The 13,419-nt window shown below is 72.5% G+C and carries 14 protein-coding genes; 5 read left to right on the top strand and 9 right to left on the bottom strand.

Going from position 1 to position 13,419, the window contains the following annotated elements; translation table 11 throughout:
* Positions 1-34: 34 nt before the first annotated feature.
* On the top strand, positions 35-1,564 hold the full coding sequence (locus ACEN8D_RS08580) for a catalase (protein WP_413399895.1): 1,530 nt from the start codon (positions 35-37) through the stop codon (positions 1,562-1,564).
* A 137-nt stretch (positions 1,565-1,701) separates the two neighbouring features.
* On the opposite strand, the gene ACEN8D_RS08575 is transcribed toward ACEN8D_RS08580, so the two are convergent.
* Together ACEN8D_RS08575 and ACEN8D_RS08570 are read right to left on the bottom strand one after the other, a co-directional pair.
* The gene (locus ACEN8D_RS08575; protein WP_071303490.1) at positions 1,702-2,268 is read right to left on the bottom strand and encodes a GNAT family N-acetyltransferase; all 567 of its coding nucleotides are present in this window, start codon (positions 2,266-2,268) and stop codon (positions 1,702-1,704) included.
* A 42-nt stretch (positions 2,269-2,310) separates the two neighbouring features.
* The gene (locus ACEN8D_RS08570) at positions 2,311-3,180 is read right to left on the bottom strand and encodes a VOC family protein (protein WP_413399738.1); all 870 of its coding nucleotides are present in this window, start codon (positions 3,178-3,180) and stop codon (positions 2,311-2,313) included.
* Positions 3,181-3,334: 154 nt separating this feature from the next.
* Between ACEN8D_RS08570 and ACEN8D_RS08565 the strand changes: the two genes are divergently transcribed.
* The 3 genes from ACEN8D_RS08565 to ACEN8D_RS08555 all read left to right on the top strand — a co-directional run bounded on the left by ACEN8D_RS08565 (position 3,335) and on the right by ACEN8D_RS08555 (position 5,449).
* Positions 3,335-3,898, top strand: a complete 564-nt coding sequence (locus ACEN8D_RS08565; RefSeq protein WP_229085410.1) for a hypothetical protein — start codon at positions 3,335-3,337, stop codon at positions 3,896-3,898.
* Entirely contained in the window at positions 3,895-4,512 is a 618-nt protein-coding gene (gene lepB / locus ACEN8D_RS08560; protein WP_413399737.1) for a signal peptidase I, read from the top strand. The genes ACEN8D_RS08565 and lepB overlap by 4 nt, the downstream gene beginning before the upstream one ends.
* A gap of 121 nt (positions 4,513-4,633) precedes the next feature.
* The gene (locus tag ACEN8D_RS08555; RefSeq protein ID WP_413399736.1) at positions 4,634-5,449 is read left to right on the top strand and encodes a helix-turn-helix transcriptional regulator; all 816 of its coding nucleotides are present in this window, start codon (positions 4,634-4,636) and stop codon (positions 5,447-5,449) included.
* 61 nt (positions 5,450-5,510) lie between these two features.
* On the opposite strand, the gene ACEN8D_RS08550 is transcribed toward ACEN8D_RS08555, so the two are convergent.
* From ACEN8D_RS08550 to ACEN8D_RS08530, 5 genes are read right to left on the bottom strand one after another with little or no spacing between them, the layout of a single operon-like run.
* Positions 5,511-5,834, bottom strand: a complete 324-nt coding sequence (locus tag ACEN8D_RS08550; RefSeq protein ID WP_413399474.1) for a hypothetical protein — start codon at positions 5,832-5,834, stop codon at positions 5,511-5,513.
* A 10-nt stretch (positions 5,835-5,844) separates the two neighbouring features.
* A complete protein-coding gene (locus tag ACEN8D_RS08545; RefSeq protein WP_070417009.1) occupies positions 5,845-6,471 on the bottom strand; it encodes a response regulator transcription factor in 627 nt (208 codons plus the stop codon).
* Complete coding sequence (locus ACEN8D_RS08540) at positions 6,468-7,691, bottom strand: sensor histidine kinase (RefSeq protein ID WP_413399472.1); 1,224 nt, start codon at positions 7,689-7,691, stop codon at positions 6,468-6,470. Before ACEN8D_RS08540 ends, ACEN8D_RS08545 begins: the two co-directional genes overlap by 4 nt.
* Positions 7,692-7,714: 23 nt before the next feature.
* A complete protein-coding gene (locus tag ACEN8D_RS08535; protein WP_175473755.1) occupies positions 7,715-8,485 on the bottom strand; it encodes an ABC transporter permease in 771 nt (256 codons plus the stop codon).
* The gene (locus ACEN8D_RS08530) at positions 8,482-9,417 is read right to left on the bottom strand and encodes an ABC transporter ATP-binding protein (RefSeq protein WP_071294471.1); all 936 of its coding nucleotides are present in this window, start codon (positions 9,415-9,417) and stop codon (positions 8,482-8,484) included. Before ACEN8D_RS08530 ends, ACEN8D_RS08535 begins: the two co-directional genes overlap by 4 nt.
* A gap of 138 nt (positions 9,418-9,555) precedes the next feature.
* On the opposite strand from ACEN8D_RS08530, the gene ACEN8D_RS08525 reads away from it, so the two are divergent.
* Complete coding sequence (locus ACEN8D_RS08525; protein ID WP_495601232.1) at positions 9,556-10,749, top strand: SpoIIE family protein phosphatase; 1,194 nt, start codon at positions 9,556-9,558, stop codon at positions 10,747-10,749.
* Positions 10,750-11,254: 505 nt separating this feature from the next.
* Here the strand turns inward: ACEN8D_RS08525 and ACEN8D_RS08520 are convergent.
* Together ACEN8D_RS08520 and purD are read right to left on the bottom strand one after the other, a co-directional pair.
* Positions 11,255-12,124, bottom strand: a complete 870-nt coding sequence (locus tag ACEN8D_RS08520; protein ID WP_261647035.1) for a phosphoribosylaminoimidazolesuccinocarboxamide synthase — start codon at positions 12,122-12,124, stop codon at positions 11,255-11,257.
* A complete protein-coding gene (purD, locus tag ACEN8D_RS08515; protein WP_413398984.1) occupies positions 12,121-13,389 on the bottom strand; it encodes a phosphoribosylamine--glycine ligase in 1,269 nt (422 codons plus the stop codon). Before purD ends, ACEN8D_RS08520 begins: the two co-directional genes overlap by 4 nt.
* Between the last annotated feature and the right edge of the window lie 30 nt (positions 13,390-13,419).

Below are 13,419 nucleotides of genomic sequence, written 5' to 3'. Positions count from 1 at the left end.
TGACCGAACCAACCGTTCCACCCAAGGAGGAACCGTGTCCGACCAGAACACGACGCCCGGCCAGCCGGCCGGCACCCCCACCACGACCACCAACTCCGGCGCGCCGGTGTCGAGCGACCAGCACTCCATGGGAGTCGGCGCCGACGGCCCCCTCGCGCTGCACGACCACTACCTGGTCGAGAAGCTCGCCCAGTTCAACCGTGAGCGCGTCCCGGAGCGGGTCGTCCACGCCAAGGGAGGCGGTGCCTTCGGTACCTTCACCGTCACGCAGGACATCAGCAGGTACACCCGTGCCGCGTTCCTGCAGCCGGGCAAGCAGACCGAGATGCTCGCCCGCTTCTCGTCCGTCGCCGGCGAGCAGGGCTCCCCGGACACCTGGCGCGACCCGCGCGGCTTCGCGCTGAAGTTCTACACCGAGGACGGCAACTACGACCTCGTCGGCAACAACACCCCCGTGTTCTTCATCCGCGACGGCATCAAGTTCCCGGACTTCATCCGCTCGCAGAAGCGCCTGCCGGGTTCGCACCTGCGCGACCACGACATGCAGTGGGACTTCTGGACCCTGTCGCCCGAGTCGGCCCACCAGGTCACGTGGCTGATGGGCGACCGCGGTCTGCCGGCGTCGTGGCGCGAGATGGACGGCTTCGGCTCGCACACCTACCAGTGGATCAACGCCGAGGGCGAGCGCTTCTGGGTCAAGTACCACTTCCTCACCGAGCAGGGCCACAAGACCCTGACGCAGGAGGACGCCGACCGCATCGCCGGCGAGGACGCGGACTTCCACATCCGTGACCTGCACGCGGCCATCGAGCGCGGCGACAACCCGCGCTGGACCCTCAAGGTGCAGGTCATGCCCTACGCCGACGCCGAGGGCTACCGCTTCAACCCGTTCGACCTGACGAAGGTGTGGCCGCACGCGGACTACCCGCTCATCGAGGTCGGCACGATGGAGCTCAACCGCAACCCGGAGAACTACTTCGCGCAGATCGAGCAGGCGACCTTCGCCCCCTCGAACTTCGTCCCCGGCATCGCGGCGAGCCCCGACAAGATGCTCCTCGCGCGCATCTTCAGCTACGCGGACGCGCACCGCTACCGCGTCGGCACGAACCACGCGCAGCTGCCCGTGAACGCCCCGAAGAACGAGGTGCACTCGTACTCGAAGGACGGCGCGATGCGCTTCGACTTCCAGAAGTCCGAGGTCCCGGTCTACGCGCCGAACTCGCTCGGCGGTGCGCACGCCGACCCGGCCGCGACCGACGAGACCCCCGGCTGGGAGTCCGACGGCGCGCTGCAGCGCTCCGCCGCGACCCTCCACCCCGAGGACGACGACTTCGGTCAGGCCGGCACCCTGGTGCGCGAGGTCCTCGACGACGCCGCCCGTGAGCGCCTGGTCGGCAACATCGCCGGGCACGTCTCGAAGGTGACGCGCGACGACCTGCGCGAGCGGGTGTTCGCCTACTGGACGAACGTCGACGCCGACCTCGGCGCGCGCGTGCGCGCAGCGGTCGCGCCGAGCGCGCCCGGTTCGAACGAGGACCCGGAGAAGGTCGCGGTCGAGGCGTAAGCCCCGCTCTCACCAGACGGGAGGCGCGGTGCGGGTCGAACCCGCACCGCGCCTCCCGTCTGTGCGCGGTCCCACGACGACTGCGCACGGTCCACCGCGTGCAGTCGTCGTCCTGCTGCGCAGGTCCGGTGCGATCCCTAGACCTGCTGGCCGTTCAGCCAGATCGGGCCGGCCGGCCAGTCCTCGAGCCGCTCCGCCACGGGGAGCACCATCCAGCCGCCCTGGTCGGTCATCGGCAGCCCGGCGCCCTCGGCCGTGAACGCCGTGTAGTCCGCCACGACGTCGTCGAACACGTGCCAGCCGAGGTTCGCGTAGAACGGCACCCGGTTCTCACCGGCGCCGAGGAACCCGTACGGCACCGCCAGCCCCTCGAGCACGGCGTGCGCACGCTCCATCAGGTCGCGGCCCTTGCCGGTGCCCTGCAGTCGTGGCGACACCGCGACGAGGCCGGTGTCGCCGACGAGCACGTCCCGGCCGCCGACGGTGATGAACATCCGGCGGATCCCGACGTGGGCGAGGACGACGTCGTCGGCGTCACGGGCGAGCACGCGCCGCTCGGGCTGCATGCCCGCCCAGCTGCGACCGCCCACGTACCAGTGCGACCAGTCGGGGAACGCCTGCCCCAGGAGCGCTGCGATCGCCTCGTGGTCGGGGAGCGACAGCGTGCTCTCCTCGACCACCTCCCACCGGATGTCCTCAGTCACGGGTCCATCCTGCCGGAGACCGTCCGTCCCGGTGCGGTGGGGTCAGCCGCGACCCGGCGCCGTGACCTCGATCCGGTTCGCCCACGGGTCCTCGAAGGCGACCGTCCGACCGTCGTCCGCCGACCGCACCCCGGAGTCGTGCATCCGCTCGACCAGGGCGCCGAGGTCGTCCGCGCCGGGGACCTCGATCCGGACGAGACCGAGTCCGAGCGCGAGCTGGCGGCGTCCGGCACCGCGCGAGTTCCACGTGTTCATCGCCATGTGGTGGTGGTAGCCGCCGGCGCTGACGAACAGCGCTTCACCCCAACCGGCCGTGGTCGCGAAGCCGAGACGGTCGACGTAGAACTCCTTGGCGGTGGCGACGTCCCCGACCGACAGGTGCACGTGGCCGACACGTCCGGGGCGTGCTGCTGCGCCGTCGAGGGCGTCCTGCGTGAGGTGCTCCTGCAGGAAGGCGTTCGGGTCGACGGAGATGGTGGCCATGTCGACCATGCCGTGCGTCCACGACCACTCGGTGCGGTCGCGGTCCCAGTAGAGCTCGACGCCGTTGCCCTCGGGGTCGGTGAAGTAGAAGGCGTTGCTGACGAGGTGGTCGGCGCTGCCCGTGAAGGTCTGCGGGTACCGGGTCGCGACGGAGTAGAGCGCGGCGGCCAGGTCGGCCTTCGTGTCGAACAGGATCGCGGTGTGGAACAGGCCGGCGTCGTGCGGCCCGGCGTGCTGCATCGACGGCGCGTGCTCGAGGATGACGATCGGGGTCGTGCCCCGCCCGAGCACCGCCACACCACCCTCGTTCGACAGGAGGGACAGCCGCACGCCGTCGCGGTAGTAGGCGATCATGCGGTCGAGGTCGGCGACCCGGAGCGTCACGGCGCCCATCGAGGTGTCGTCGGCGAGGAGGTCCTGCGTGGTCATGCGACCAGTGTGCGCCCATTTGGTTGACGCGTCAACCAAATGGGCGTGACGTCTGCCATCGCACGCGTGGCGTGTGCCATCGCGAACACGGCGTGTGCCATCGCACTCGGTGTCCTGTCGGCTGCGCGGCCCCGGGCCGGGCCAAGATGGAGGGATGCCACGCACACGACGACTGCCGGACCGAGCGGACGGCCGCGGTGGTGGCCGTCCGGACCGCCGCGACCTGCCGATCGAGCAGATGCGCGACCGGATGTCGTCGTACGTCTACGGCAACATCACCGTGCTCGCCGCCGCGATCGCCGTGGACCCCGCCGCGATCCACCACGGCTCGGCGGTGTGGGCGGTCCTCGGCACCGCGGTGCTCACGTACCTCGCGCACGTGCTGTCGCACCTGGTCGCGCACGGGCTCGGGGACGACGACGCGTCCGACGACGTCCGTCGCGAGTCCGTGGTCACCATCGTCCGCAACGCGAACCCGATCGCCACGTCCGGCCTCATCCCCGCGGTGCTGTACGCCGTCGCGTGGATCGGCTGGCTGCCCGCGTCGTGGGCGCAGACGGCCGCGCTCGTGATCCTCGTGGTCCGCATCGGCATGGTCGGTGTGTTCATGCAGCGGTTCAGCGGCAAGCGGCCGACGTTCCTCGGGCTCTGGGGTGGCATCGTGCTCGCCGCCGTCGCGTTCGTCATCGGTGTCGTCAAGGTGGTGCTGACGCATTGAGCGACGAAGCCGTCCCCGAGCCCCGCAGGCGTGCCCGCTGGAAGTTCCTCCGTGACCTCGCGATCATCGTGGTCGTCGCGCTCCTGGCGTCCTTCCTGGTGAAGTCGTACCTCGTCCGGTCGTTCTTCATCCCCTCGCTGTCGATGGCGAACACGCTCCTGGTCGGTGACCGGGTGCTCGTCAACGAACTCGTCCCCGGATTGGTGCCGCTCCGACGCGGCGACGTCGTCGTCTTCGAGGACCCGGGCGGCTGGCTCGGGCCCGGGCAGGGGAACGACCTCATCAAGCGGGTGATCGGCCTGCCCGGCGACACCGTGTCGTGCTGCGACGCGCAGGGACGCCTGTCGGTGAACGGTCACGCGGTCGACGAGTCGTACGTCGTGCTGCAGCCCGGCTCCGACCGGGTCGCGCTGACCGACTTCTCGGTGACCGTGCCGAAGGGCCGGCTGTGGGTGATGGGCGACAACCGGTACGACTCCGCCGACTCCCGAGCGCACGGGACCGTCCCGGTGTCGGACGTCGTCGGTCGGGCGTTCGTCACGACCTGGCCGGTGTCGCGGTGGACGGTGCTGTCCCGGCACGGCGACGTCTGGGACGCGGTCCCGGACCCGTGATCGACGGCGAACGGCCGACCCGTTGCGCGACGCGGACGGGGGTCTCGCGTGCGCCGGACGGTCACGGTAGCGTTCGGTGGCCCGCCGGACCCGGCGCGCGGATCGTCGAACGGAGGCTCTCGTGACGTCCTCCGACCAGCCGTTCGACTACCGCTCCGGCGGCGACGAGCACGTCTCCCTCCGGAAGATCCGCACCGGTGGGCCGCAGGCCGGCACGATCGGCCCCCGCCCCGACCACGTCGTCTTCGTGCTCGCCAACGGCCGGGCGACGCTGACCGCCGACGACGGCAGCGAGTGGGACGTCGGGCCCGGACGACCGATGATGCTGTCGGCACCCGTGGCGTACGCGTTCGACACCGACGCGACCGCGATGACGCTCCTGCACGTCGCGCCCGCGATGCTCGGCGACGCCGAGGAGCCGTCGGAGTTCGTGCAACCGGACGCCGCCGACCCCGGCGTCGAGCCCCTGCTGACCCTGTTGCGCGAGGTGACCGACCGCATCCTCGACCCCGACCTCGACGCCACCGAGCGGGCAGCGCTGAACCGGCGGGTGGCCACGGTCGTGCTGTCGACGTTCACCCGCTCACGCTCCGACGTCGAGCACCGGCTGCGTCGCGCCATCCGCTTCGTGCACGACCACGCGGGCGAGGACCTCGAGGTCGCGGACATCGCCGCCGGCGCGGAGCTCAGCGAACGGGGTCTGCAGGACCTGTTCCGCCGTCGCCTCGCCGTGACGCCGATGCGCTACCTCCGCGAGGTCCGCCTCGACCGCGTGCACCTCGAACTCACGTCCCGCCGGGGTGGGGTCGTGACGGTCCGCGACATCGCGCGGCGCTGGCGCTTCGCGCACCTCGGCCGGTTCGCGGCCTCGTACCGGCAGCGGTTCGGCGAGAGTCCGCACCAGACGCTCCGGCGGTCGGGCCGTTCCGAGGGCTGACCAGCTGGACCCCGTCCAGGAGGCGCGGTGCGGGTCCGGCCCGCACCGCGCCTCCTGTGCGTCAGCAGCCCGTCGTCGTCAGCGTGACCGTCGCGACCTCGCCGATCGACACGGTCGCCTCCTGCGGGCAGAGCTCGTTCGCCCGCACGGTCACCTTGCCCAGCGGTACGCCGGCGAAGTCCGCGGTGCCGCCCGGGAACACCCGCTGGTGCTCGGAGAGCTTCCCGGTCTCGGCGGTGAAGACCTTCACCTCGTAGGGGTGGTCCGCGGCGTTGGCCGACACGGTCACGGACAGCTGCCCGGTGGAGTCGTGCGCACCGCAGCCGGTGAGCGTCAGGACCGCGGCGACGCCGAGGACGAACACGGGGGCGACACGTCGGAGCACGTCGGCAAGGCTACGCCGTCCCGAGCAGCCAGCCGTTGTCCGCCGCGACCCGGAGCGCCTCGGTCGCGTTGCGCGCGGCGGTCTTCCCGATCGCGGACGACAGGTGGTTGCGGACCGTGCCCTCCGACAGGTGCAGCGACCCGGCGACCCCGGCCACGGTCGGCGCCGTGCGGAAGGCGATGAGCACGTCGGTCTCCCGCGGGGTGAGCGGGGACGGGCCGGCGGCCAGGGACTCCGCGGCGAGCACGGGGTCGACGACCCGGAACCCGCCCGCGACACGTCGGACGGCGTCGGCGAGCTGCTCGGCGGGGGTGTCCTTCACGACGAAGCCCGCGGCCCCGGCCTCCAGTGCGCGCCGGAGGTACCCGGGCCGGCCGAACGTCGTCACGATGAGCGATCGGCACGTGGGCAGCGAGCGGGCGAGGGCAGCGGCGGCGGTGAGCCCGTCGGCGCCGGGCATCTCGACGTCGAGCAGGGCGACGGTGGCGCCGGACGACCGTGCTGCTTCGAGCACCTCGTCGCCGCGGGCCACCTGGGCGACGACCTCGATGTCCCGCTCGAGCGACAGCAGGGACGCGAGCGCACCGCGGACGAGCGCCTGGTCGTCGGCGAGGAGCACACGGATGGTCTCGGTCATCGTCGGTTCCTCTCGACCCGCAGCCGGAAGCCGCCCAGGTCGCTCGTGCCGGTGGTCAGGGTCGCCCCGACGGCGTCGGCGCGCTCGCGGAGCCCGCGCAGCCCGTTGCCCGGGGTGGTGGAGGCGGCGTCCGGGTCGAGCAGGCCTGTGCCGTCGTCCTCGATCGTCAGGGCGGACCGGGTGAGCGTGACCCGGACCCGACTGGCGGCCGCGTGGCGGATGACGTTCGTGACGCCCTCGCGCAGGACCCACGCGAACAGGCTCCGGACGTCGTCGGCCGCCGCGTCGCCGTCGCGGGGGAGCACCGCGTCGATCGCCGCGGCCTCGAGTGCCGCCCGTGCCGACACGAGTTCGGCGTCGAGGTCGGCCTCGCGGTAGCCGCTCACCGCGCGCCGGAGACCCTGCAGCGCCTCGCGGGAGAGTCGCTCGACGTCCTGCATCTCGGTCTTCGCTCGTGCCGGGTCGACGTCCACCAACCGTGCGGCGAGCTCGGACTTCATCGCCACGACCGTGAGCGAGTGGCCGAGGACGTCGTGCAGGTCGCGGGAGAACCGTGCGCGCTCCTCGACGACGGCGAGCCGGGTGATCTCGTCCTGCGCGACGCCGAGCCGCTGTTCCGCTTCGCGCTGCCGGCCGAAGAAGAGCATCGACGCTCCGACGGACACGGTGATGACCGGGGCGAACAGGATGCCGCTGTTCACCGCCGTGTCCCAGCCGGTGCTCGCGGCGACGAGGAACTGTGCGCCGAGGATCGCGAGCACGACCACGCCGGCGACCCAGAACCGTTCCGCGACGAACCCGGACAGTGCGGCGACGAGCAGCCAGGTCCAGACGGCGAGCGGCCCGACCACGAACAGCAGCAGCCCCGCGAGCAGGGCGACCCCGGCGAGGACCACGACTCGTCCGCGCAGGCTCCGCCGCCACATCAGCTCCGGTGCGAACAGGTACGCCGCGTAGACGACGGCGAGGGCCACGGTGGAGAGGACGTGCGCCCGGAGGGTCCGGCCGTCGCTCCAGACGGCGATGATCTCGAGCACCTGCCAGAGGAGCGCGAACACCGCGCCGGTGTACCAGCGGCGCCGCCCGATGCGGATGTCGTCGTCGCTCGCGCCCGGTGGGACGGCCCACGGGAACGATCGGGGTGACGGGCGGGACGACCTGGAGGCGCGGGGTGCGTGCTCCGCACCACGCGCCTCGGTCGTGCTGGTCGCCTCGGACATCGGTGCCAGCGTAGGACCGTCGGTCACTGTCGTGCGGCGTCGCGGCGGTAGCGCCACACGATCACCGCGGCGAGGACGATCGCCCAGCCCGCCAGGACCATCGCCGGCTCGGTCATGCCCGAGGACCCGGTCGCCCCGGCGCCCATCTGCCCGATCCGGTTCAGCCAGTACGAGGGCAGCAGGTGCGCGACGCTCCCCATCCAGCCCGGCATCACCGACAGCGGGACCCAGAGGCCGCCGAGGATCGCCAGGCCCATGAACACCACCATGAAGAGCGGCTGCGCGAACGACGGCTTCGCGAACTGCCCGATGAGGATCGCGATGAGGGCGAACGGGATCACCCCGCACCAGATGCCGAACCCGGCGGCGAACCAGTGCAGCGGGTCGAGCGAGGCGTGCAGGACCACGGTCGCGACGAGCACCGTGATGACGATCGACACCGCGGAGAAGGCCATCGCGGCGATCACCTTCGAGACCATGAACCCCCACCCGGACAGCGGCGTCACGCGGAGCTGCCGGTTCCAGCCGATCGACCGTTCGTTGACGATCGCGAACGCCTGGCTGAGCGCGGCCATCATCGCGCCGTACGAGGCCATCTGCAGCGTCGTGACGGTGAGGTACTGCAGGTGCGTCGTCGGGTCGGTCTGGGAACCGAACGCCGAGCCGAACACGAGCAGCATGATCACCGGGACGGCGAAGGTGAAGACCATCGCGCGGACGTTGCGGAGCTGTCGCTTCGTCTCGAGGTACACGTAGCGGATCGGCAGGCGGCCGGAGGCGGTGGCGGTGGTCATGCGAGGACTCCTTCGGGAGCGGTGTCGGTGGGAGCTGCGGCGGGGTCGGCGGTGAGCGCGAGGAAGGCGTCGTCCATGGTCGAGGCGACCACCTGGATGTCGTGTGCCTGGGGGAACGTGGCGAGCAGGGCCCTGAGGGTGTCGTCGCTGCGGTCCGAGCGGAGCGTGACGGAGTCGTGCCGCGCCTCCAGGGAGACGACTCCCGGCAGACCGCGCAACGCGACGTGCGCGTCGGTGCCGAGCCCGGAGAACCGGACCGCGCGCGTGGCGGTGATCGCCTTGATCTCGGCGGGCGTGCCGTCCGCGACGATCCGGCCGGCGCGCATGATGACGATGCGGTCGGCGAAGGTGTCGGCCTCGTCGAGGTAGTGCGTCGCGAACACGACCGTGCGCCCCGCGTCGGTGAACTCGCGCATCGACGACCAGAACGTGTGCCGGGCCTCGACGTCCATCGCCGCGGTCGGCTCGTCGAGCACCAGCAGGTCCGGGTCCGAGACCACGGCCACGGCGAACCGTGCGCGCTGCAGCTGTCCGCCGGAGAGCTTGTTGACCCGGCGTCCGGCGATCTCGGTGCACCGCGCTCGCCGGAGGGCCTCGTCGACCGGCATCGGACGCCGGTGTGCCGCGGCGACGAGCGCGACCGCGTCCCGGACCGTCGTGTCCGGCAGGAGTGCGCCGCCCTGGAGCATCGCGCCGACCCGGCCGGCGACGACCGCGGCGCGGGGCTCCTCGCCGAAGAGCAGGGCCTGGCCGGTCGTCGGCGTGGACAGCCCGAGCGCCAGGTCGACTGTCGTGGTCTTGCCGGCGCCGTTCGGGCCGAGGAGGGCGACGACCTCGCCCGGACGGATCGTCAGGTCGACGCCGTCGACCGCGGCCACGGCGCCGAAGCGCTTGCGGAGGTCGCGGAGCTGGATGACCGGTGTGTCGTTCATGGTCCACAGCCTGACGCTGCGTGCGGACGTGCCCCTCTGCCGTGCGTCACGGATCGGGCATGACATCTGTCACGGCCGACCCCGGCGTCCTCCGTACTGGGGACGGCCACTGTCCGGTAGGCGCGTTAGCGTGGGTGTATGCACCACGAGCCCGTCGTCACCGACCGACCCGCCACGGACGCCGTCCGGCGGGCAGCGCTCCTCGCCGCGCTGGACGTGGTCGAGGGCGGGCCCGAGGAACGCTTCGAACGGATCACGCGGATCGCGCGCGAGGCGTTCGGCGTCACCGGCTCGTTCCTCAACCTCGCGGGGGAGTCCGAGGTCTTCATCAAGTCGCAGCAGAGCGACACGGTGTTCGGCCCGACCATCCCGCTGCACGACACGTTCTGCGGCCGGACCCTCGCGGTCGACGGCCCCGTCGTGGTCCCCGACGCCCGCGCCGACGTCCGGTACTCGGACATGCCGATGGTCGTCGACGACCCGAACGTGCGGTTCTACGCCGGGGTGCCCCTGCGGGTGGGCGACGACGACGTCAAGGTCGGTACGCTCTGCCTCATCGACCCGGCACCGCGCACGCTCGACGACGACGACCTCGCGCTGCTGCAGGAGCTCGGCGTGTGGGCGGAGCGCGAGCTCGCCGCCGGCGCCGACGAGGACCGGCTCCGCTCGGTGCTCGCCGGACTCGAACCGGCCGGTGTCGACCTGCCCGGGTACCGCGTCGGCGGCATGTCCAAGCCGCACGGCGTCGTGTCCGGTGACTTCCACGACTGGCACGTCGACGGGGCGTCGCTCTCGGTGACCGTCGCCGACGTCATGGGCAAGGGGATGTCCGCCGGGCTCCTCGCCGCGACCATCCGTGGTGCGCTGCTCGCCCGGGGAACGTCGTCGTCCCGTGATGCCGTGGCGGCGCTCGAGGCCCAGGTCGCCCCGGACCTCGGTCGTGCCGAGTCCTTCACGACGCTGTTCCACGGCCGCCTGACGACCTCGACCGGGCGGATGGAGTTCACCGACGCGGGGCACGGTCTCGTGCTGCACCTGCACGCGGACGGCACCGAGACCGTGCTGCGCTCGTACGACCTGCCGATCGGGCTGCACCCGGTCGGTGCCGCGCGGGTCACCGGGACGCTCGAGCTGGAGCGCGGGGACGTCCTCATCGTCGTGAGCGACGGGGCGCTCGAGCTGTGGGATTCCACGCTCGCGTCCCTCGGTGCGCTCGGGGCGATGTGGCGGGACGCGCCGGACCTCGACGTGTTCTTCGGGCGGGTGCGGGCGCGTGCGGCGACGCACGACCCGGGGGACGACCTGACGGTCGTCGTCGTCGCGCGCGACTGACGGGCGCGGGCGGGCGGGGCGCCGAGAGCGCAAAATCTGTCGCGCTCGGCGCCGCGGGGCGGCACTTCATGCCCCCTCGGCGGACGTGAGCGGCGTGTTGCGCGCACTCGCGGCGGCGTCCGGCGCCCGTGCGGCCTGGAGGCGCGGGTCGGCCTCACGCCGCGCCTCCCGTCCGGCGCGCGCGCGGGTCAGGCGCCGAGAGGGCACGTTCTGTCGCGCTCGGCGCCGCGGGGCGGCACTTCGTGCGCCCTCGGCGGACGTGAGCGGCGTCTTGTGCCCGCTCGCGGGAGCGTCCGGCGTGCGTGCGGCCTGGAGGCGCGGGTCGGCCTGGCGCCGTGCCTCCCGTCCGGCGGTCGTGCGGGTCAGGCGCCGAGAGGGCAAGATCTGTCGCGCTCGGCGCCGGCGGGCGGCACTTCGTGCGCCCTCGGCGGACGTGAGCGGCGTGTCGTGCCCGCTCGCGGCGCCGCGCGCGGCCGCCCGCGCCCGCGGCCGCCCCGCGCGGGCGCTACGCGCCCAGGCGCTCGATGAGCTCGCGGTAGCGCTCGGCCGTCCGCGCCACGATCGCCTCGGGCAGCACCGGCGGCGTCCCCTGCCGATCCCAGTTCGCGCTGAGCCAGTCCCGCACGATCTGCTTGTCGAACGACTCCGTGCGGTTCCCCGACCGGGCGTCCCAGTAGCGGCTGGAGTCGCTCGTCAGGACCTCGTCGGCGATCCGGATCTGCCCCGACGCATCGCGCCCGAACTCGAACTTCGTGTCCGCGATGACCACCCCGCGGTCGAGCGCGATCGCCGCCGCCTCGGAGTAGACGCGGAGCGAGAGGTCCCGCAGCTGCGTCGCGACGTCGGACCCGACGAGGTCGACCGTCTGCTCGAAGGAGATGTTCTCGTCGTGCTCACCCTGCGGCGCCTTGTACGCCGGCGTGTAGATCGGTTCGGGCAGCTGGTCGCCGTTCGACAGGCCAGCGGGGAGGGGCACGCCGCAGACACTGCCGGACTGCTGGTACTCGGCCCACCCGCTGCCGACGAGGTACCCGCGGACGACGCACTCGACCGGGAACATCTCGAGCGGCATGACGTGCATGGAGCGCGATGCCACCGACGACGGCACCGGGGTCCCGCCGGCGGACGGCGCGATGAGGTGGTTCGGCACGTCGGCGAGCTGGGTGAACCAGAAGCGGGACAGCCGGGTGAGGAGCTCGCCCTTGCCCGGGATCGGCGGCTCGAGCGCGAAGTCGTAGGCGCTCACCCGGTCGGACGCGACGAGGAGCAGCTCGGTGGCGCTCGCGACGTCCGCGGTGCCGGTGGGGACGTAGAGCTCGCGGACCTTGCCGGAGGAGACGTGCTGCCATCCGTCGAGGACGGGCGCCGGGCTCATCGGGCGACCTTCGCGGCGATGTCGGTGCGGAACTGCGCTCCCTCGAGCGTGATGTCACCCAGGCCGGCGTACGCGCGGTCGCGGGCCTCGGCGAAGGAGGACCCGGTGGCGACGACGCTCAGCACCCGCCCGCCGGTCGCGACGAGCTGGTCGTCGAGGACCCCGGTGGCGGCGTGCGCGACGGAGACCCCCTCGCGCGCGTTCGCGGCGTCGATCCCGGTGATCGGCCGACCGGTCTGCGGGTTCTCCGGGTAGCCCTCGCTCGCGAGCACGACCGTCACGGCGGCCTCGTCGCGGAACGACGGCGCCGGGGTGCCCCCGAGCTGCCCGGTGGCCGCGGCGAGCATCAGCCCGCTCAGCGGGGTCGCCAGGCGGGGGAGGACGACCTGGGTCTCCGGGTCGCCGAAGCGCGCGTTGAACTCGATGACCCGGACGCCCTGCTCGGTGACGATGAGCCCGCAGTAGAGGAGGCCGACGAACGGCGTGCCCTCGTGCTCGAGCCGACGGACGGTGGGGAGCGCGACCAGGTCGGTGACCTCGTCCACGAAGGCCTGCTCGGACGCCCAGCGGTCGGCGAGCCAGGGCAGCGGCGAGTACGCGCCCATGCCGCCGGTGTTCGGCCCGACGTCACCGTCGCCCAGTCGCTTGTAGTCCTGTGCGGGGCTGAGCGGTCGGACGTCGTGCCCGTCGCTCAGGAAGAACAGGGAGACCTCTTCGCCGTCGAGGAACTCCTCGACCACGACGTGGCCGTGCTGCAGCCAGTAGGTGGCGTGGTCGATCGCTGCCTGGCGGTCCTCGGTCACGAGGACGCCCTTGCCGGCGGCGAGCCCGTCCGCCTTCACGACGTAGGGGGCGCCGAGCTCGTCGATCGCGGCGACGGCTTCGTCGACGGTGCCGGCGTACACCGGGCGCCCGGTGGGCACCGCCGCCTCGGACATGATCCGCTTCGCGAAGGCCTTGGAGCCCTCGAGCTGCGCGGCGGCCTTGCTCGGACCGAACACCGGGATGCCCCGCGTGCGAACCGGATCGGCGACACCGGCGATGAGCGGCGCCTCGGGACCGACGACGACGAGTTCGACACCGTGCTCGAGCGCGTACTCGGCGACGAGGGCACCGTTCGTCGGGTCGATCGAGACGGTCTCGACGTCGGCCGCGATGCCGGCGTTGCCCGGCGCTGCGGTGATGACGTGACCGGCCTGCTCCGCGAGGAGGGCCGTGATGATCGCGTGCTCGCGGGCACCGGAACCGAGGACGAGGATTCGCACCCGATCACCCTACCGATCCCGACTCGCCCG

It is taken from the genome of Curtobacterium sp. Curtsp22, from assembly GCF_059492135.1.
Note: the sequence above shows the minus strand (reverse complement) of the source record. Positions and strands in the feature narration are given on the sequence as shown.